Source organism: Bacteroides sp. DH3716P (assembly GCF_025914115.1).
Taxonomy (GTDB): Bacteria; Bacteroidota; Bacteroidia; order Bacteroidales; family Bacteroidaceae; genus Bacteroides; species Bacteroides ovatus.
Genome location: NZ_CP083673.1, coordinates 5620095 through 5640501, shown reverse-complemented (window position 1 = coordinate 5640501; position 20407 = coordinate 5620095). Strand labels below are relative to the sequence as shown.

The window sequence follows — 20407 nt, the reverse complement described above, 5'->3', positions numbered from 1 at the left end:
TGTTGTCGTATATAGAGCCACCGTTCCCGAAAGTTTTGCTTTCGGGCTAATATCCTCGTCTAATCTCCGTAGCAACATGATTGGCTTCTGCCTCAAAGTACCTTGCCGCAATCTCCTGTGGTGAATCCACACCAGGTTTGAAGTAAGGACGTGGACCACCATGATGCTCGGCATACAACTCCGGGGCAGGATGGTGGTGATGGTGGTTCATGTCATGAGCAACCTCAGCCGTAACGACCGCTCCTGCCGTCAGTGCTGCCAGTATCTTCGTACCCAGTCCGGCATTGGCTTCGGGACGTGTCTTCATATCCACCTCATTGAATACCTTGGAGAACAGTTTCATGCGATGGTAGTCATCCACTGCCAAGAACTTATCGTAGTCCTTCTGCTTGATTTCGTGCGTGATAGCTTCACCATTGATGATGGCGGTCATGCGATACTTGGCTTCGCCTTTCTTTTCTCCCTCTGCTGGAGGTACTTTCTCCACCATAATATCACCGACTTCCACCTCACGTCCGTGCGCTCCCTCACGATACCAACCCTTGTTCTCATTAATCAAGGCAAGGTCTTCACCTCTCACCATGGCATCACCTTGCAACACGTCCCGTCTGACAGTATCTTCCTCTTCCAAAGGAAGCAAACGTTCCTCGTCTTGTTGCTGTCTCTGCTGCAACTCCTGTTCAAGTTCGGGATGCAGATGCAGGTCGATGCGCTCCTTGCTGTTCAGTGTGTCCATCAGGATTCTGTCAGCAAAGTCGTCCTTGATGATGCCATTCAACAACTCCAAGCGTTGAACGACGGGCACTTCCTTGATGGAGTTGGAGGTGAGCTTCTTCACTTCCTCATCCGTCAGGTCATACACCATGTCGGCATTGACGCTGTTCGATTGGATGGTCAACGTCTTCGCACTTTCATCAATGATGATGCCATGCGATGCCAAACACTCCTGCCACTTCTCATTGGTGAAATAGACAGGCGAGGTAATCAGTTCTTTATAGGGCTTGGCAGGTTCTGTGCTTCTTGGTCTGTTGACGGAAGGCGTTATGATTCCTTCCAAATCTTTCAGCACATCCTGTTGCTGAGGGCTATAACTCTGTTGCAGCCCCTTATAGTAGAACCCGTAACCGCCGCTCTGCAACTCCCCAGGCTTCATTCTGCCGTCCCAACGTTCAGGCACAATCGGGGATTCGGGGAAGAACAATCGTCCTCCAACTCTGCGAAGATGGAATCCATCCTGACTGCGTGGTGTCCAACCTAAAAAGGGTGGTGGCATTCCGATGCGCCCCATTCGTCCATACTCGCCGATACCAACACGATAACCGTGCAGTCCCATGGCCACACGACCGTTGGCATTGCGTGCATGGACGAAGTTCTTGGGCATATAGAAGTCGTTGCCCACAATGCCCGTAAAGGTATTGTAGGCTAACTTGTTGGCATGATTCGTTCCCCAGTCGGTCAGAGCCAACATCTGCTTCTCTGTGATGTTATAGGTGAGCAGCGGACTGTCGTGGCCTTGCACCACAAGCTGATAGCCGCTGCCATTGCTCACCACATGCGCCTGCATACCATTGCGCATGAGCAGGTCACGCATCTCTGGCTGCAGGTCCATCTGTTGACTTTGTCTTCCTCTGTCACGACTCGGGATAGCCCAAGAAAATCTTGGTCTCTCCTCTCGCTGCTCCATCGGTTGGGGATTCGTATTCTTTCTTATCGCCATACTTATTCTTCACTCTTCATTTATCAAGCTTCTCCGTTCTCTATTGCCTTCTCCAACTCCTCATCCTTGTGATGGACAAACTGCTCCGCACTCTCTTCACAAATGCAGAGTCCGTTTTTCAGACAATAGCTTTCGTATTCTTCCTGCCATTCAGCAGAATGATGGTTGATAAACTCCAACCATCCGTACTCGCCGCTTTGCATCTTCTCGACGAGCACATCCTCTGGATAATATTTATTTGATGCCATATACTTATTATATTATGTGTAGATTACTTGTGCATGGAAAAAGAGGCGCGGTTGCGCTCTCCATTCTTCTTCTGCTCATTCCAAAGCTCCTCGGTGTATTCCTCTTCAGGCACATAGTCGAGATTGCCGTCATCGTCCATAACCCAACAGCCATAGCACCCGAAGGTGTATTTGTCCCACTCTCTCTTGGTGTTCTCCTTCCACTTCTGACTGTCACCTTGGTTAATCCTTATGCCGGTCTTGTCATTCAGGTCAATGCCCACCGTCACCTGTTCGTCCTCCATGATGAGCGTGAGTGGCTCACCCTTCTGCATCACGGTCAGCTCTGCCGAACTCAGTTTCAGTTCATCCTTCAGCACTTCCAAGTTGCGCCCGATGACAGGCGTTGGCACGGACATCACCTGATTGGTTTCCGTGTCAATCTGCACAAAAGCCTTGCTGCTTCTGCCTTCCGCATCCTTCACGTCAGCAAGGATAGCCTTTCCAGCCAGCAAGTCCTCCTGCTGTTCCTGAGTGAATGACTCTAACGGCGACTTCTCCAACTGCGGATAGAACACGACATCCACCTTGCCGTCCTCCATACGGACCAACGCAAATCGGGTGCGGCTCTTCAATGTCTCGCCCTCCTCATTAGTCACCTGAATGGGTAGCAGTGGCGAACGTCGTCCCTGACCAATATCTTCCAATGCCCACAAGGGCAGGTCTTCAATCTTTTCCTGTGTGAGACCAAAACGAGCCAGTGTCTGATAAGGCACCTCGCTCTCTTCAAATCGTACTTGCTTCATACTTTAACTTTGAATTTGAAANACGATTATTATTATTTGAGTTTGATTTCTGCTCAAAAATCAAACTCGATTGCTATATTATGTTACAATCTTCTTGTCTTCCCTTTGTTCATTATGCCAGTCCAATAATTGCTTGTTAACTTTGCACCATGAAACGATTTCTACTCATCACAATAGCAGCAATATTCTGTTCATCAGCAACAGTATTCGCTCAGTTCAATACCGTCACGCAGACTAAGGCACACCGCAAGGCAGTGCCAAAAACGACGCAGTCCACAACACCTGAACAACAGCCCCCGTTCTCGCCGTGTCAGCGGCGAGACTCTCTTGCTTTTGCCCAAATACAAACCCAAACGGAGCAGACCGACCGCCTCCCGGCGCTTGTCAGTCCACTCCGTCACATATCTGTCACCAGCCCTTTCGGCTATCGCAGAGACCCATTCACAAAAAGAAAAGCACTACATAACGGGCTTGATTTGAAGGCAAATTATGAACCCGCATACGCCATGATGCAGGGCGAGGTCATCAAGGTAGGCAGGGACAAACGTTCAGGTCTGTATGTCACCCTCCGTCACGGCGACTTCACCATCAGCTATTGCCACCTCTCCCAAAGTCTCGTCACCAAAGGCACCCACGTCTATCCCGGCACCGTCATCGCCATGACAGGAAACAGTGGACGTAGCACTGGACCACATCTTCATTTGACACTAAAAAAGGATGGCAAGAACATCAATCCTGCCATCCTGCTCAATCTTATAAAGCAAACATCTATGAGCAATATGTTTGCCGAGAACACTGCCAATCCTGAAAACTAACTAATCCTTTCACCTTTTCCATTCAGTATCACACCATCTTCGTCATTGTCCTTGCAAAGGTACATGTCATAACCTATTGCCTGGATGCTACAGTATGACGGAGGTGTGATGACCTTGCCATCTGCTGTCATTAGTCCATACCATCCGCTTTCTGCCTCATAACGCCGGCATTTTGCCATCTTCTCCACTGGCAACGGTTCAATGTTTTCCGTCTCACTGGTGAGTGTACCTTCCTCATTGTAATTCTTAGAGGTAGAGTAGCGCAACTCATCAGACTCATAGGTCATATAACTTACGTCATTGATGTAGAAATCATTGATAATCTCACCACTATGGTCGTAACGTTGAATGATGTGGTTGCTGAGAGTAACACTGATATATTCGCTGCTTACCCAAATTTGACCTTTCGTGAACGGAATAACCGTGTTCAGCGTACTGTCCAATACGCTTTTGCCCTCTCCGTTATCGACAACCCAGAAGTTCCCGGAAGATTCGATGGAGAAATATTCTGGCTGCAACACCCACTTGCCCTGCTTGTCCAACAGCCCGAAACGATCACGACGTTCATTGTGGACAATGCAGCGGTTTTTGTGGAATACATAGCCTTCTGCTCCGGGGATATAAGGAATCTGTGGGTCTATCACCACCTTGCCCGATGCGTCGATGAACTTGATCCAGCCTCCATCATCCACCGATGCCAGTCCATCGGAGAAAATCCACGCATGGCTGTACTTCGGCTCAATGACAGGCTTGCCTGTGAACATATTGAAATAGCCGCGTTTCTTGCCGTCACTGTAGCATATCAGTGAGTCCATACCCAGTGGCTTGGCTATCCACCTGATTCCAGTAATGGTCTTCTTGCCGTCAGCAGTCTTTAGGAAACCGTCTTCATCGTAGTAGGTGTAATAGGTGACATTGCGGGAGATGTACTGCGTATCGTAATACGAGCCATCAAAATGCTTGTTTACCTCCAACCGATAGCAAGCAGTACGACAAAAATCCCAACCTGCGGCTATGGCCAGCAACAGCATCAGGAACGCAAAGCAGCTGCCCACTGTTCGACGGAGAATCTTGCCATACTTGGAGTCATCCCTCATGCCCAATATCACCGTAAACCAGTTGGCAATGCCAACGAGGAGGGCGGTCAACCCATGCCAGAACAGAATGAAAGCCCTTTTCATTGATGTTATCTTCGTTCTCATTTTCCTTCCTCCTCATCAAAAGCTTCGTCTGCCATACTGGTATATAGGTTGTGCCGCTCCTCTGCCGACATAGGTGCTGCGCATCCGTCTGCCTCCTGCATCTTCATGCACGAGAGGCGAGAGAAGAAGTTCATGCGCGTGCTGGTGTCCTTGCCCATCGAGGCACGTGTGCCCTCATGGCTATAGGCAAAGTTTCGCGAGTTGCGGATAGACAGTTTCATTGCCACCTCTACGGAATCCTGGTGGCACCACAATCGAAATCATAAGTCGCTGAAAATCAGCGACTTATCTTTTTTTATAATAACTCTTACTCCCCCTTTTTCTCCCCCACCTATACTTTATACTAGTTTAACCTCCACAACGTTAATATACTCAAAGGACAATACTATTATTTCTACAAATTGTTGCATAGTTGAGCAACATTGATTATTTTTGCAACATGGAAACTGAAAGAAAAATAAGAACATACGGAGGATACTTTGAGAAATTCATGGAGACTCTGAATGAAAAGGAGCAAGAAAAAGTACAATATGGATTGCTTCTACTCAAAACACAAGAAAGATTATCCACTAAATTTGTAAAAAGTATCAGAGACGGTATCTTTGAGCTACGCACTGAATATGGAGGGAACATTTATAGGGTATTTTTATTTTTGATGAAGGAAATATAGTAATACTATTTAATGGATTCCAAAAGAAAACTCAAAAGACTCCAAATAGTGAAATAGAAAAAGCCATAAAAATAAAGGAGGCATATTATGCAGACAAACAATCATCAACTAGTAGATTATGACGCAGTACTTGATGCCAAGTTCGGGGCTAAAGGTACGGCAAGCAGACTTGAAGCTGAGGAAAAAGCCTATGCATTCTATACCGGACAGATTATAGAGGATGCAAGAAAGAAAGCAAAAATAAGTCAAGCTGAACTGGCAAGAAGAATAGGATCCAATCGTTCTTACATCTCAAGGGTAGAAAGTGGACAAACAGAACCTAAAGTTTCCACCTTCTACAGAATAATGAATGCATTGGGATGTAAAATAGAATTGTCAATGTCCTTGTAAAATTTACAATCACTACTATAAACATTTATCCTGTCATAAAACAATGGCAGGATTTTTTTATTCCTCTCCCATTCCCCTCAAACCCTTATATATGAAATAAACAATAACAATAGAAAAATCAAACTATAAATCAAAAACAAAAATACGATACCTGGTCCTATTTATGTTTCAGAGGATGGCATGAATATGGATTGGAAGGATAGATGACAGGAAGTAAGTATAAAGCTACAGTCTTTATATCGAAACCTGATTTGTCTATCGAAGAGCCAAGTTAAAGCGAAGAGTTTCAGACAAGGTTCTTCATTATATATGTGAGGATAATATCTATATGCAAAAAGATTTGTATTAGAAGCCATTTCTAAAACTAACCGAATGATGATTAGTTTTAGAAGTTGTTTCATATTATCCTTATGACAATAGCAGAGTACTGAGAAATCAGTATTCTGCTATTTTTTTATTGCTTACAAGGCAGACATCCATTTCCACGCAGGAATAACATCAATCTTTTTATTTTCTATGTAAATAACATCCTCATAGTCGATGGTTATGATTTTCATATTATCACACCCGGTAGCGGACGATGCTTCAATAATACCTCGTATCTCCCTTTCTTTTGTTTCAGCATCGCTCATATCCCATGTCACCTGAATAAGCTCCACCACAGACTCCTCCCGTTGTATTACGAAATCGCATTCACTGTTGCCTTGATAATACGAAATCTTATCTGATGGCATACGATTTCTATACAGATGCATAAATACGCTGTTCTCTAGATTCTTTCCATTGTCATTGCTCTGTGGCATAATGACAGCACTGCGTAAACCATTGTCTATACAATAATACTTGTCGAGTGATTTCTGTTCTTTGCTGAGCGAACGTTCATATTTGGGAATTCTGATGAACAGAAAAATGTCACACGCATAATCGGCCCAAAGATAAAGGTCGTCTTTTGTAACTTTAAGACCTTGCGACTTTATATCCTTATATATGGCATTTATAGATGTAGGTTTGGTCAGGTTGGACATTATCCTCTTAACGAAATATCTTACCATACCGATATTCGAAATCTTGTAGTGCTCTACCATATCCTTAAGAATCATTGTATCGAAATATCCGTGCAACAACTTTATCTGTTCGGAACGAGTATGTGTAAGAACTATTTCTGGGAAGGAACTTACGCCGTTATATTCCAAGAAAGCATTCCGTAGTCTGGCTATGTCCTGCTCAAGATAACTATCAGTTCTAACACCGATAAACCGACAATATTCATTGAATGATAAAGGAAAAGTTTCGTATTCCAAAGGGTATCCTCTCAATGCGGAACTTAATTCTTTGGATAGCATCGTAGCATTACTTCCGCATACATAAATATTCTTGCAGTAAGATTTGTAAAGGCGCAGCACAAAGTATTCCCAGTCTTTTATTAACTGAATCTCATCCAAAAAGATATGTACATCTTTGAATGCCACGTCAGGATACATCTCCATATAGGCTACAACCACCTCATCAAGTTGTGATGCGTCCATGCTCTTTAATCGTTCATCGTCGAAACCTAACCATAAAATGTTCTTAGAAGGTACTCCGCCTGCAACAAGTTCGTTGATAGCTATCTCCATCATGGTAGATTTTCCACATCGTCGCACACCTGGTACTGTTATAATCTTTTTACGTGCTAAAGGCAGCTTAGTGTCTCTATCTATAACATCGAACGGTATTTCACTCTGTTTTATAGCAATCAGAGATTTTATAATATCCTTTCTCATAGTCTTTCCTTTTTTAAAGGACAAATATAGCAAATTCTTTCCTTTTTTAAAGGAAAGGAATAAAAATATCTATTATCCAAGTATTTCAGGTCTGATATGGTGCTGAGTATCATAAACTTGAATCTTACAAAAGCTTGCCTCTGAAATTTTAGGGGTATCTCAACATTCATTACTAATGTTAAAATCCAAACTTCCTTATTTGTAACTATTGTCATATATCATATGAAGTTGTAACGCTCGACCGATAAAACATTGTAGATTATCAGCATATCATTGACTGATAGAACTCACTTGCGCGAGCTGTTCAATAAGACTAATTTTCATTATTGTCCACTAAAAATCGCAAATAGTTCTTTGAAATAATTGAATTACAGTTTATTAGAAGAGATTTTCTTGCGCAACGATTTGAAATCATAACTTTGCAGCCTTTTATGTTAGGCTGTATATGAATAAAGACAAATACGTTTTCGCCCAAATGGTTGAGTTTTTAGACAACTACAAGTTTCTCCGTATCGTAAAGAAGTATGATGGCAACAAGTATGTTAAGCATTTTACTTGCTGGAATCAACTTCTTACTTTGATGTTCGGACAATTGTGCAATCGTGAAAGTCTTCGTGATCTGATTGTTGCACTGAATGCACATCAAGAGAAATGCTACCATCTTGGAGTTGGGAAACATGTCACCCGAAGCAACCTTGCAAAAGCAAATGAGAACCGGGACTACCGTATCTTTGAGGACTTCGCATTCCACATGATAAGCGAAGCCAGAAAGAAAAGAGTAAATGACATATTCAAACTAAACGGAAATGTATATGCCTTCGATTCTACCACAATTGACTTGTGTCTGAAATTGTTCCCTTGGGCTAACTTTAGTACATATAAGGGAGGTATCAAAATCCACACTTTATATGATGTCGAAACTCAAGTTCCTGCCTTTATCCATATAACCGAAGCAAAGATAAACGATGTCAGGGCTATGGACGTAATAACTTATGAATCTGGCTCATTCTATGTTTTCGACCGTGCATATAACGATTATCATCGTCTCTACAAGATACATATGATGGATTCGTTCTTTGTTGTACGGGCTAAGACAAACATAAAGGCAAGAGTACTCAAATGGAAACGACGTTTACCCAAGAATATATTGTCAGACTGTGAGATTGAACTTACCGGTTTCTATACCCAAAAATCATATCCTGAAACGATTCGTTTGGTGAGGTTTTGGGATGAAGAAGACGAACGGGAGTTCGTTTATCTGACAAATGCAAAACATATTCCAGCCTTACAGGTTGCGGAACTTTACAAGAATCGTTGGCAAGTGGAACTGTTCTTTAAATGGCTCAAGCAGCACCTGAAAATAAAGAAATTTTGGGGTACTTCCGAGAACGCTGTAAAGATACAAGTCTACTCAGCAATCATTGCCTACTGTCTTGTGGCTATCATGCAACATGATATGAAACTTAACAGATCGACATACGAGGTTCTACAAATTCTTGGTATTTCTCTTACGGACAAGACTCCATTAAGAAATCTATTCAGCAAAACTAAATTCAATGATGTCAAAGAACAAAACGGTCTTGATGGACCAAATTTATTTAGTAATTATAATTTTTAATTCGTCCTCTAATTTTTAGTGGACACTAGTGACTAATTTTAATAAATTACCCCGTTTTATAATCCTTAAAACCCTTATATATAGATATAAACAACTAATAATTAACGATTTAAATATAAGGAGAAATGAAAAATTAGAAACAACTAAAAAATTAAAGTAATGAACAAGGACGTAATTGTCATTGCTCTGGAGATTATTACTATAGTCACCAGGGAAATTAGAGATTGGATGTGTAAAGGGAGAAGATAGAATACCGATACACAAGTTTTTAACATTTTAAGGATAAGTAAAATGGAAACAAGACTAACAAAGTATCAGGATGTGGAAGATGCTGTTATTATCGACCAGCCTGAAGAAAAAAAAGCATTTATCCTTGGGAATACCAGGGGAATAGAATTGCAGAACTTACAGGATGATTATTTGGTACCTGTATTTAGTAGAGATAATGTCGAGACAATCAGTCATAACGACTTTATTAATACAGTATTTGATGCCGCCCAGACTTTTTATCAAGGGCAGCAGTTTTTGGAGCCTAACATAAGGGTCAGTCACGAAATGAAGCTAAGAACACGTAAAGGTTCAGGAAAGCTTGTTGAAAATCTAACAGACGAAGATTCAGGCTCATATTATCAGAGAATGATGTTTATTATAGAAATTCCAAGTATAACTTATAACATTGAAGGAAATGATCTTACATTACAGATTGTAGGTGTGAGGTCTTACAGTGAAACGAACTTGCTTGAAAATGCCAGCCAGAAACAGCTTTTTAGAGTTGGTGTAGGATTCCTAAATCAGGTATGCACTAACATGCTATTAAGTACAGACGGAGTTAAACTTGACATAAAAGTGACAAATACAGCAGATTTGTATAAATATTGTATGGAACTTTTCAGCAGATACAATTACATAAAGCATGTCGAGGAAATGAGAACTCTTAAGAACACATTTATTGACGTAACAACTTTTGCACAATTTTTAGGTAAAGCGAGGATGTACCAAGCCTTGCCTCAAAGTGTAAAGACAGATCTTCAGTTGCCGGAGCTGATATTGAATGAAGCTCAGATAAACGCAGCTGTGAGAGATTACTATTCTGATGAAAATTTCGCTTCATTCGGAAAGAACATGTCCGGATGGAATTTTTATCAATTACTCACTAATTATAAGAATAACTACATCGATACAATGATGGAAAGAACTATAAACGCTTATGATATATCTTTAGGTATTACGAAAGCAATATCGGGAGAAGATGATAAATGGGGATGGTTCATTGAATAATTATTTTTAGTAAGATACCGGAGGAGGTATAGAATATCAAAGTTTATTAGAAAACAGAATTATAAACCGAGATAATCTATGCCTCCTCTTTTTGTTTCACCATTAAATAATAACAGAAATGATAAACGTAAATATTGAACTTTTTAAGAGAACTACACCTGTGAAAAAGATTGAAATTATAGAAAATCTGACACAGACCGAATTAGGAAGAGTAACAGAAGAAACCATACTCAAAATCGTCAAGGAAACAGGACGAAGAAGAAAAGGTACAAGGGATTATGAATTTTACATTAATCCCGACAGAAGAAAAGGAAATAATTGGAATTCTGTGGTAGAAGGACTATGGCTCTACAAGGGAAAACTAAGTGTTATGGTATATGTCCAATTCGATAATACAGATACCAGTTTAATAGTACCATTTCAGTATTTCTTTAAGAAAGGTGATTTTAGAGGAACGGTAAAAAGGGATGACCACTATGGGAATCCACAAACCCACTACTATGTGTATGATGAGAAAGATAAGGCAGAAGTTTTAAGAAGCTTTTGTCTTGAATACGTCAACACCAAGTATAAATCAAAACTTAATACTAACAATTAAAAACGATAAGGATTATGTGTAAATTCAACAAACCTATGATTCCTGCTGATGCAACAGCAGATGAACGTCGTTCGCTTATGTTCAACGCATTACATTCAGCTGACCTCTCTGAGGAAACTGAAAAGAAAGCAAACCTGACTTATATTTCATGGAGTCAGGCATGGAAGGTATTCAAAATATTTTATCCTTCAGCTACTTATAAAATTTTCACAAACCCAAATACAGGACTCCCTGTGTTTGAAAGTGAAATGGGGCTGATGGTTCATACATCCGTTCAGGCCGATGGTATTGAATATGAAGATTGGCTGCCGGTAATGGACTATAACAATCGGGCTATGAAATCTGTACCCTACACGATACAGGTATATGACAAGCAGAGCAAACAATACATAGAAAAGCGAATAGAAGCTGCCACAACATTTGATTGTAATTCAGCAATTCAAAGAAGTATGGTAAGGGCTATAGCAAGACATGGCTTAGGATTATATATATACAATGGATTCGAGCATATATGTGATGATTCCGAACAGCCTACTAACAATGTAACTACACAGCAGAAAGGTAATGTAAATCAACCTGTACAACGTCAACAGAATAATACTCGTTCACAGGTAAAACCAGTACAACCCACTGTAAAAGACGAAGCAGCTACAATCAAAGCAGAAATAATTGCAGCTAAAGATGTTACATCATTGGTTTCTCTCTATCTCGATTATACAGAAGCGATAGAAAGCAATCCGGAACTTAAAAACCTTCTCACAAACCGTAAGAAGGCATTAAAAACTTTAAATTCATAAAATTATGGCAAGAATAGAACTTATCAATAATGGTATACTCTTCAAGGAAGAGGAACATGAATACTGGCTTGGAAACAAACAACTTTTTGGAATTACTCAAGCCATACAAAAACAGGTAGCAGGACAGGAATATGATAATTGTCCTGAATATCTTATTAAAAGAGCCGGAGAATATGGTTCAGGAGTACATAAGTCAATCGAACGTCTGATAAATGAGTTTGAACATGACGGTACATTAGAGGTGGAAGATTTCAGAAAGCTCACAAAAGGAATGAATATTGAATCTTGTGAATATAATGTTTCAGACATGGAACATTGGAGCAGTAATATAGACCTGGTTACAAGATTAAGTGATACAGAGTTCGGTTTATGTGATATAAAGACTTACTCTAATGCAAAGCTTACCAAATCACAATTAACAAAAGCGAGATACCAACTCTCAATTTATGCTTATCTGTTTGAATTGCAGAATAAGGGTGCTATAGTGAAGGAATTAACGGTTATCCATATCTGCAATAAGATAAAAAAGGACGGTACGATAAATCATGTAGCAGAACTTGTTCCAATAGATAGAATTCCCGGTGATATATGTAAGGCTCTATTGGATGCAACACTTAAAGGAGAGCAATTCCAGAATCCTTATGAGCTTCCTAAAGAAGTATCAGGAAAGGTGAAGCGTATCATAAAACTCATTCAAGCCAAGAAAGAGGCAGAAGAGGAACTTAATATCATAAAGAAAGACATTTTTGAAACAATGATCTTCCTAGATGTGAACAACTGGAGAGGTGAAGGTATAAGCATTACCAGAACTTCAGATACGACAAGAAGTAGTTTTGACTTGGCTTCATTCAAGAAGGCATTTCCAGACCTTCCTTATGAAAACTATATCAAAACTTCAAATGTGGCAGGGTCACTGAAAATTATGACCATGTAAATTTAACTCGGAAACTTAGACCGGGGAGATAATCATAGAACAACAAGAATAATATGATGTCTCTCCGGTCTTTTTCTTTTATAAAACTTATGAATATGAAGAAGATATATTACTGTCCTATTTGTGGCAGAGAACTAATAAAGTCTGAAATCAAAGGTTACAGTTTTCAATGTCTGCATTGTGATGAAGATTTTACTGAATCAGAAGTAATAATTAAAAACGAAAAAGACAATGAGAAAGAAAAGTAATAAGAAACAGAAAAGCATGGAATTTCTTTTTGGTAAAGAAAATGCCAAGAAATCAATGTATCAGACAGTCTATGAAACTCACCATGAAATAGTCAGAGAATGTGAGTATTGCGACAAACCTTTGAACAGATCTGAAGTGAACAATTTTGGAAGCTTGTGTGAAAGGTGCTATATGGAGGAATATTATGGACGTTAAGAATTATTTTATTGTTCCTGACTGTGAGCATTCGGGGGACATAAACCATTACACAGATATTATAACTGAAAATGGTGGAAATATTCTAAAGGTTAACTGGAGCGGTATGGAAGATGATGATGCTATAATTGTCTATTCCTGCCCTTATGAGAAAAAAGAACTTATAAAAACAGCTTTGGAAAATGGATAGATAAATATGGGACAAAAATTACATGTAGCGAAGAAGTATGAAATCGAATATTCATCTTCTTTCGGATTTAACAATAAAGTGGTTGAATTTCATAACCTCTTGACGGCACTCGGTATTTCTTATAATGGGGAAAGCTGGGATGATGATGTTGAGGTTAATAGAGAGGACTTCAGGCATGGGTTGGAAAAACTGAAAAACTATGACAAACTCGATGAGGAAAAAAGAACGAAAATTGATGAAGCTTTGAGTGAATTTGATGAACCTGTTGAGAAAATCATAGAAATAATGGAAAGGCTCTTGATTGTATCAGACCAAGAGAACGAATATATGTTGTTAGCTTTCTTTTAAGATAATAACAGGCATACTTTAAGCTGCCATGAATTTGTAGAGCATGGCGTAGCTGTATAAATAAGCGAATCTACAATAACGGAGGATATGTGATGTATAAGTCATGTGTCCTCCTTTTTTATTAACAACAACTTAAAATAAGGATAATATGCTATACTATAAATTCAAAAACTACGAAGAGTTCAAGGAGCTTTTCGGGATTGTAAAACATGGTAATGGGAACAAAAGCAGAAAGAATAAAATCCTGCTTGCTTTCATAAAGAATAAGGAACTGCTACATAATGCGGTTGTTTCAGGAGATTATACACTACTCCACATATCGGATATCACAACAATGAAGAATACGGTGATAGAAAAAATAATAAGAAGCGGTGGGGAGGATGAAACATTGTCATATTGTGTGAACCTGATTGGAAAAACTTACTACAGTTCAACTTATGGGACTGATGGGAATAAAGGATTATGTGAAGATGGTGACATGAAAGCCGTAAGATATATAAATTATGAGAAAGGAGAGAAAATCTTTAAAATGAAGGCCGGGAAATTTTACAGGGCTATCATACTTGAAACAGCTTATGGAAAAACTCTTCCGGAAACAATACTGAATTTCCTTTGTGAGGAGTTTGCTTCAGAATGGCAAACCTATTCTATGGGGAAATTACCGAAGAACAAGCTTTTTGTGAATAAGGATTTTGAAAGAATATACTCTTCTGATTGTTGTGAGGGTGATTTCGATTCGTGTATGGTTGACAAGGAACAGCACAGTTTCTATGAGAATGCAGTAAATGCAAGTGCAGCCTATCTTGAGAATGAGGAAGGAAAGATTATTGCAAGATGTATAATCTTTAATGAAGTAAAGGATCAGGACGGAAAAATATGGAGACTTGCGGAAAGACAGTATTCAAGCGAAGGTAATGAGATTCTGAAAAGGGCATTAATTGATACTTTAATAAAAGGAAAATATATTGATGGTTATAAGAGGATTGGTGCCTCATGTAACGAACCTAACGCATTTGTTAATGTTGATGGAAATTCACTATCCGGTAAAAGATTTACAATAGACTGTGATCTTGGATGGGATGAGACTCTAAGCTATCAGGACAGTTTCAAATGGTATAATATGGGTAAAAGAATTGCAGACAACTATGGTAATGGTGAACTGGATCTTGGAACTACTGAGGATTGCCTTGATAATTCAGAAAAAGAATATGATGATTACCACGGATATTATTGTGAGAGTACTACATGTGTTTATGTCGGTGGTAGAGAATATTACTGTAATACCAATGACCTTAGTGATTTTGTATGGGTAGAGTGTGAAGATGAATTTCATCATAAAGATGATGTAGAGGAGTGTCCTGAATGTGGAGAGTATTTTGTCACTTCAAGAGGTAAATATTCTGATATTACAGAAGAATATTATTGTAATGATGACTGTTTGGATAATGCAGAGGCCAAATATAAGCGAGAGAATTGGTATTATTCTGACTATGACGAAGATTATTATGAAACAGAGGATGAAATCACCAGCTTCTATAAATGGAACAGTATTATTGGAGAGTATGAAAAGAAAACAATATCAGAAAAGACAGTCGATGAACTTTTGGATAAGGAGAAACTTTACCGTTTTGGTGATGAACTGTTTGACACTGTGGACTGTTTTTCTAATCTTCCATACGGTTATCAACTAATTAAAATGGCAGTATGAATTTATTGAAGAAACTATATGAAATCCATAGCCCAAGCGGAAGCGAAAAGACTATGAAGAAGTTTATAAAGGGCTATGTGAAGAAACATATCCCTGGAGTAACATTCAGGAGTGATCATGTGGGAAACTTATATATGATAAGGGGGAATTCAGAAACTTACCCCTGTATTGTAGCTCACTTGGATCAGGTGCAGAGAGAACATTCAAAAGACTTTAAGGCTATAGAAACAGAAGAGATAATATTCGGTTACAGCCCCAAGAATAGAAGAAGAGAAGGAATTGGAGCTGATGACAAGAATGGAATATGGATAGCTTTGAAATGTCTGGAGAAGTATGAATGTATTAAAGTAGCGTTTTTTGTATCAGAAGAAATAGGATGTGTCGGTAGCAGAAATGCAGACCTCGGTTTCTTTGAAGATACGAGATTTGTTATAGAACCTGACAGAAGAGAATATGAAGATCTGATAACGGATATTTCATTTACCTCATTATGCAGCAATGATTTTTTAAGGGACATCGGTTTTGAGAGGTTCGGATATAAAGAAAAACCCGGTATGATGACTGATGTACTTGAACTTAAAGAAAGGGGGCTGGGAGTAAGTTGTATAAATCTGAGTTGTGGATATTATGAACCCCACTCAGATGAAGAATTTACTGTAAAGAAAGACCTTCTAAATTGCCTTACTTAGACTGGTAGAACATATCATAGAGAATTGCCAGTCAGTCTATCCTCATGAAAATCTTGATTCGGGATATTATAATGGATATTACGGAATGGATGCTGAAACTGAGATATGGGATATACTGAGTTGTGACCCGAATTTATCAGTGGAAGACCTTTATGAAATGTATCATACCAATTATCCGTTTCTTGAGGTAGAGGATTTTCAGAGAATATATAACGATTTTAATGAACAAATGGACGAAGAAGATTTATGGAAAGATATGAACTCGAAGAAAGCCGTGAATACAAAGTGGCCATGGTTTTAGAAGATGCACTGAATAATACGTGCTTTGATTATAAAATGTTTGCAGAGTCGGTTAAGTATTATCATCCGACACTACAGCAAAACCTGTTCAGACTTATAAGGGAAATTATAAATGTACAGGCCGACGTGAACAGATACTACGATGCAAGAAATAAGGCTTCACATGAGGTAGCAAAGAAACTGAAGGTCGTAGTGGAAAATGAGTGTTTACCCTATATATAATAATGTGTATGGAAAAGAATGATTCTTATGATTTGGAATTGGCTAAGTATATCTGGTCAATCCTAAAAACACAGATTACAATTTTCATGTCCTGGGGCGTTGAACCTAAAAGTATGAAGGTAATAGATGGAGGGCTTAAATTTGAATGTAACGGATTCAAGCATACCGGAAAAGTGCAGATTGTTCTTGATGAAGGGAAAGATCTGTTTGAAGTGCACCTAATTTCTGAAAATGGAGAAAAGGTGAAAACTATAGAAGACGTTTTTCTTGATAAACTCATTTCTGTGGTAGATGAGAATATTGAAAAAACGGAAGACTATAAAAAACGGATTTCTGAAACATATCATATTATGGAGTTTTAGGGAATCTAAGGGAAAAAGAATCCTGGGAAAAGTAGGAATATCAGAAAAACCGAAATTTCTCAGGATTTTCTGTTTTAACTCTTGCCTTAATGGTTATTGAACGTTCGTTTAGTATCCGTGAATAGTGTTAATGAAAGGTTAAACAAATATGGAGAAGCAGAAATATGTTGCTTATCTCCGACAGTCCACTAAGAAACAACAAAATTCAGGACTTGGAGTAGAAGCACAGAGAGAAATAATACAAAAATACCTGAAGGACACAATTCCGATTTCTGAATATATAGAAACAGAAAGTGGAAAGAAATCTGACAGGCCTAAACTTTCAGAAGCTTTGGGAGAATGTAGAAAAACAGGGGCTACATTGATAGTGGCTAAGCTTGACAGACTATCCAGAAATGTAGCATTCACAAGCAAACTCCTGGAAAGTGATGTGGAAATAGTATTCTGTGATTTCCCGAAGGCTAATAAACTTGTCCTTCATATCATAAGCAGTATAGCGGAATATGAGGCAGGACTTATATCACAGAGAACAAAACAGTCTTTGAAAGCTAAAAAAGCAAGAGGTTTCAGTCTGGGAAAACCGGAAAATCTTTTGGAAAAACTTGATAAGGCTATTGAAAACAGTAACAGGACCAACAGGATGAAAGCACTCGATAATCCAAACAACAAAAGAGCTGCCGCATTTCTTAGAGTTCTGATTAAAGAAGAAAAATCATTATCAGAAATGGCGAGGATTCTGAATAAGGAAGGATTTGTAACTTCTCAAGGAAAAGAATTCAAACCGTCTCAAGTAAGTGTATTAATCAAACGTTACGGATTATGAATTACTATTACAAATACCACTTCTATGCTATTCAGTGTGGTAAAAAGATTAAGTTTCATGTATGTGCCAATAATGTTTACTCAGCTATTCAGAAGGCTAATAAGATATATCCGAGAGCTGAGAAGATACAAATGCAACATACTGAGAGAATGTGATTGAACTTTAAAAACTATTGTCGCCACAGTTTTCTTCATGGTGGAGTTTAGAAGGTGACACATTATTATATTATTATGGAACCTAAATTTGTATTGATACTGGATAATAGTACTGGAGCTTTGAGTATAATAGAATTGACAAAAGAAGAGCTAAGAGAATCAGAAAGTTATGAAGACTTTGAATCATTTCTTACAACTATCGAAAATAAGTATGGATTCAGATTGACTTATTCTTCATGGATGACTACTGAAAAACTTGACATCTATAGATATAAAGACGGAAAGGAGGTTGAAAATTAAAATGTAATAAGGGAGACTATCTGTAAAAAGGTAGTTTCTCTTTTTTTTATGGCAGAATTTAATTTACATCCTCGACAGTCTTATTTTACACAAGCTATTGCCTACTTTTTTATGTTAATTTTTAATCTTTGAATCAGGGCGCCAGCTCCTAATTCGCATAAATTATTTAAATTCTATTTTTTCTTCAGTCTCCACTACTTCAAGCATTTTATTTGCCTTTCCTTTATATACGTTGTTATTAAACTTTAAATTTTTTGAACACACAACACTTATAACCGGATTATCTGGAAATTGTTGTGGATATGTTCCACTGTTAGTTATAATATTATCTGTAAAAGTTAACCCATCAACGTTAGTGATTTGCAATATCAGATTGTCAAAATGATTGAATGTATTTGATTTAATATTAATATTACTAAAAGCCATATTTTTATTTTTCTCATCTGTTCTAAAGCATATAACCCCTCTATCCATACCGCCAATAGTACAATCTTGGAAAGTATTATCCTCAATAGTAACATTTGCAGCATTACCAGATTCAAACCAAGAAGAACTTTCAACAGGGAGAAGTATAGCTTCCATTTCTGTAGAGAAATAATTATTTTTTACAACGGTTTTTTTAGGAGTAGAAATAAGCAAACCTCTGGCTCTATTTCTACTAATATCACAATTTTCAACTAAAACTTCAGGGTAAGCTGAAAGATTTTCAAGCAAATCGCCCACTTTTATGTTATCAGGTATAGATTCATTCAGATATACAATCTGATAGCGTCCATTTATCTGATCCGTCCCCTTTACAGTCAATTTATGATAGGCATGAAATGAATCAGACAAACGAACCAATCCTACTGTATCTCCAGTGCATGCAAGCCTGAAACCTAATTGCTGAAAATGCCCAACTCTCATTCTTAGAGTTTTATCATCAATTATCTCATAAACTTCCTGATATGCACCATGAACATTCATTGCATCGTCAAGCTGATTATGAAAAACACAATTGCGAAGGGAAACTTTTCCTCTACAACCTACAAAATGAGTAGCATCTGCAGTAGTCGACACCATCCTGTTACCAGATGGTTCAACGACACATTTATATAAATCCACATTACTACAGTTCTCAAAAAGAAATCCCATTCCTCCTGCATGATGAACTATTACATTTTCTGCTGAAAAGTCCTCTGTATCATTAGCCTTGAATGCTGGTGCAAATCTATTTTCACCCTGCTCTCCTTTTGAAGCTAATACCATTCCTATTGGAGGCATTTTTTTCCTATGGTTATACACTCTCACAAGACCGGGTTTCAATTGTTTTACCTCCAACTGATTACGTCTCCCTCTATATCTTATATAATCATCTTTTGAATCCGTTTTATATTTATATTCAAAATCTTTATAATTCTTTTCTTTGACTTTTGTCAATGTTGTTAAAGGTGTATATATCTCTGTTTGATAAGCAATAGCCTTTCTTGTCGGGTCATATAATATACTCTGCCCCAAAGAATGTTCGTAATATGGTTTAACAAAAACCAATTGTCCGTTACGTATTTCATAAGGATATTCCTTTGATATACTCATATCAAAAGAGCCATCACTGTTATGCGATGTTATAATTGACTCGCTATGGAACGGTTCCGCAAAATCAATTGAAAGATTTTTCACTCTGATATTTTTACATTTTTCCATTAAAAAAGGAATCATCCTACCATGAAAAATAAACTTAGAACCATTCCCGTCAATGGTCAGATTTCTTTTATCTTTAAGCATGAATGCTATTCTTGCCATCACATCATTGTGATTGGAAATATAACAATATTTCTCGTAAGCAAATTCAGGATAGAAATGATAAGTACCTTTTTCGAAAGAAATAGTAGCAGCGGCATCATAACTAAGTTTATTAATTATGTTATAAACACATGACGTAGCATCATCGCCTTCTTCTAATGATATTGTAAAATTCAGGTCACCATGAATATTTGAGGAACAAGATGCTGTAAGCAGCATATTAAAAATAAAAACCGATAACAACAAAAAAGTAAATTTCATTCGCATAA

General features: G+C 38.3%; 24 protein-coding genes and 1 pseudogene. 18 read left to right on the top strand and 7 right to left on the bottom strand.

Translation table 11 applies throughout. The features are described 5' to 3' along the window. Positions 1-46 precede the first annotated feature (46 nt). Genes KQP79_RS21560 through KQP79_RS21550 form a run of 3 tightly spaced genes read right to left on the bottom strand, consistent with a single transcriptional unit; the run spans position 47 to position 2750 of the window. Positions 47-1717, bottom strand: a complete 1671-nt coding sequence (locus tag KQP79_RS21560) for a hypothetical protein (RefSeq protein ID WP_410521713.1) — start codon at positions 1715-1717, stop codon at positions 47-49. Positions 1718-1740: 23 nt separating this feature from the next. Continuing rightward, the gene (locus KQP79_RS21555; protein WP_004319991.1) at positions 1741-1965 is read right to left on the bottom strand and encodes a hypothetical protein; all 225 of its coding nucleotides are present in this window, start codon (positions 1963-1965) and stop codon (positions 1741-1743) included. A gap of 23 nt (positions 1966-1988) precedes the next feature. After that, positions 1989-2750 (bottom strand): DUF4099 domain-containing protein, encoded by a 762-nt coding sequence (locus tag KQP79_RS21550; RefSeq protein WP_004319993.1) that lies wholly within the window; start codon positions 2748-2750, stop codon positions 1989-1991. Between the two features lie 149 nt (positions 2751-2899). On the opposite strand from KQP79_RS21550, the gene KQP79_RS21545 reads away from it, so the two are divergent. After that, on the top strand, positions 2900-3565 hold the full coding sequence (locus KQP79_RS21545; protein ID WP_004319995.1) for a M23 family metallopeptidase: 666 nt from the start codon (positions 2900-2902) through the stop codon (positions 3563-3565). Here the strand turns inward: KQP79_RS21545 and KQP79_RS21540 are convergent. Both KQP79_RS21540 and KQP79_RS21535 read right to left on the bottom strand, forming a co-directional pair. Continuing rightward, the gene (locus KQP79_RS21540) at positions 3562-4767 is read right to left on the bottom strand and encodes a WG repeat-containing protein (RefSeq protein WP_121765591.1); all 1206 of its coding nucleotides are present in this window, start codon (positions 4765-4767) and stop codon (positions 3562-3564) included. The two genes, KQP79_RS21545 and KQP79_RS21540, sit on opposite strands and share 4 nt — an antisense overlap. After that, positions 4764-5021 (bottom strand): hypothetical protein, encoded by a 258-nt coding sequence (locus KQP79_RS21535; RefSeq protein ID WP_060451218.1) that lies wholly within the window; start codon positions 5019-5021, stop codon positions 4764-4766. The genes KQP79_RS21540 and KQP79_RS21535 overlap by 4 nt, the downstream gene beginning before the upstream one ends. 185 nt (positions 5022-5206) lie before the next feature. On the opposite strand from KQP79_RS21535, the pseudogene KQP79_RS21530 reads away from it, so the two are divergent. Both KQP79_RS21530 and KQP79_RS21525 read left to right on the top strand, forming a co-directional pair. Then, a pseudogene (locus KQP79_RS21530) lies at positions 5207-5559 on the top strand (type II toxin-antitoxin system RelE/ParE family toxin). Beyond that, on the top strand, positions 5525-5827 hold the full coding sequence (locus KQP79_RS21525) for a helix-turn-helix domain-containing protein (protein ID WP_004320000.1): 303 nt from the start codon (positions 5525-5527) through the stop codon (positions 5825-5827). The pseudogene KQP79_RS21530 and the gene KQP79_RS21525 overlap by 35 nt, the downstream one beginning before the upstream one ends. Before the next feature lie 461 nt (positions 5828-6288). Here KQP79_RS21525 and KQP79_RS21520 read toward each other — a convergent pair whose 3' ends face one another. Further along, complete coding sequence (locus KQP79_RS21520) at positions 6289-7590, bottom strand: ATP-binding protein (RefSeq protein WP_004320002.1); 1302 nt, start codon at positions 7588-7590, stop codon at positions 6289-6291. A 445-nt stretch (positions 7591-8035) separates the two neighbouring features. Here KQP79_RS21520 and KQP79_RS21515 point away from each other — a divergent pair, with 445 nt between their 5' ends. The 15 genes from KQP79_RS21515 (at position 8036) to KQP79_RS21445 (ending at position 18356) form a co-directional block, all read left to right on the top strand. Then, complete coding sequence (locus KQP79_RS21515) at positions 8036-9208, top strand: IS4 family transposase (protein ID WP_044917848.1); 1173 nt, start codon at positions 8036-8038, stop codon at positions 9206-9208. A 291-nt stretch (positions 9209-9499) separates the two neighbouring features. Then, positions 9500-10486, top strand: a complete 987-nt coding sequence (locus tag KQP79_RS21510) for a DUF3871 family protein (protein ID WP_004320008.1) — start codon at positions 9500-9502, stop codon at positions 10484-10486. 118 nt (positions 10487-10604) lie between these two features. Further along, positions 10605-11084: a hypothetical protein gene (locus KQP79_RS21505; RefSeq protein ID WP_004320010.1), complete on the top strand. Its 480-nt coding sequence runs from the start codon at positions 10605-10607 to the stop codon at positions 11082-11084. A 14-nt stretch (positions 11085-11098) separates the two neighbouring features. Beyond that, positions 11099-11881, top strand: a complete 783-nt coding sequence (locus KQP79_RS21500; protein ID WP_004320013.1) for a DUF1071 domain-containing protein — start codon at positions 11099-11101, stop codon at positions 11879-11881. Positions 11882-11885: 4 nt separating this feature from the next. Beyond that, complete coding sequence (locus KQP79_RS21495) at positions 11886-12815, top strand: hypothetical protein (protein WP_004320016.1); 930 nt, start codon at positions 11886-11888, stop codon at positions 12813-12815. 95 nt (positions 12816-12910) lie between these two features. Beyond that, positions 12911-13063 carry a hypothetical protein gene (locus KQP79_RS21490; protein ID WP_004320018.1) on the top strand — a complete coding sequence of 51 codons (153 nt, stop codon included), beginning with the start codon at positions 12911-12913 and terminating at the stop codon, positions 13061-13063. After that, positions 13047-13259 carry a hypothetical protein gene (locus KQP79_RS21485; RefSeq protein WP_004320020.1) on the top strand — a complete coding sequence of 71 codons (213 nt, stop codon included), beginning with the start codon at positions 13047-13049 and terminating at the stop codon, positions 13257-13259. The genes KQP79_RS21490 and KQP79_RS21485 overlap by 17 nt, the downstream gene beginning before the upstream one ends. Beyond that, positions 13249-13449 (top strand): hypothetical protein, encoded by a 201-nt coding sequence (locus tag KQP79_RS21480; protein ID WP_044917853.1) that lies wholly within the window; start codon positions 13249-13251, stop codon positions 13447-13449. Before KQP79_RS21485 ends, KQP79_RS21480 begins: the two co-directional genes overlap by 11 nt. Before the next feature lie 6 nt (positions 13450-13455). Then, complete coding sequence (locus KQP79_RS21475; protein ID WP_004320024.1) at positions 13456-13797, top strand: hypothetical protein; 342 nt, start codon at positions 13456-13458, stop codon at positions 13795-13797. Positions 13798-13945: 148 nt separating this feature from the next. Beyond that, positions 13946-15505 (top strand): hypothetical protein, encoded by a 1560-nt coding sequence (locus KQP79_RS21470; protein ID WP_004320026.1) that lies wholly within the window; start codon positions 13946-13948, stop codon positions 15503-15505. A gap of 53 nt (positions 15506-15558) precedes the next feature. Next, on the top strand, positions 15559-16194 hold the full coding sequence (locus KQP79_RS21465; protein WP_234120920.1) for a hypothetical protein: 636 nt from the start codon (positions 15559-15561) through the stop codon (positions 16192-16194). A gap of 246 nt (positions 16195-16440) precedes the next feature. Next, complete coding sequence (locus tag KQP79_RS21460) at positions 16441-16716, top strand: hypothetical protein (protein WP_004320031.1); 276 nt, start codon at positions 16441-16443, stop codon at positions 16714-16716. Between the two features lie 8 nt (positions 16717-16724). Further along, a complete protein-coding gene (locus tag KQP79_RS21455; RefSeq protein ID WP_004320032.1) occupies positions 16725-17078 on the top strand; it encodes a hypothetical protein in 354 nt (117 codons plus the stop codon). A 148-nt stretch (positions 17079-17226) separates the two neighbouring features. Further along, on the top strand, positions 17227-17901 hold the full coding sequence (locus KQP79_RS21450; protein WP_004320033.1) for a recombinase family protein: 675 nt from the start codon (positions 17227-17229) through the stop codon (positions 17899-17901). A 230-nt stretch (positions 17902-18131) separates the two neighbouring features. Then, complete coding sequence (locus KQP79_RS21445) at positions 18132-18356, top strand: hypothetical protein (RefSeq protein WP_004320035.1); 225 nt, start codon at positions 18132-18134, stop codon at positions 18354-18356. 162 nt (positions 18357-18518) lie between these two features. Here the strand turns inward: KQP79_RS21445 and KQP79_RS21440 are convergent, their stop codons facing one another. Further along, a complete protein-coding gene (locus KQP79_RS21440) occupies positions 18519-20399 on the bottom strand; it encodes a right-handed parallel beta-helix repeat-containing protein (RefSeq protein ID WP_157452182.1) in 1881 nt (626 codons plus the stop codon). Positions 20400-20407 lie beyond the last annotated feature (8 nt).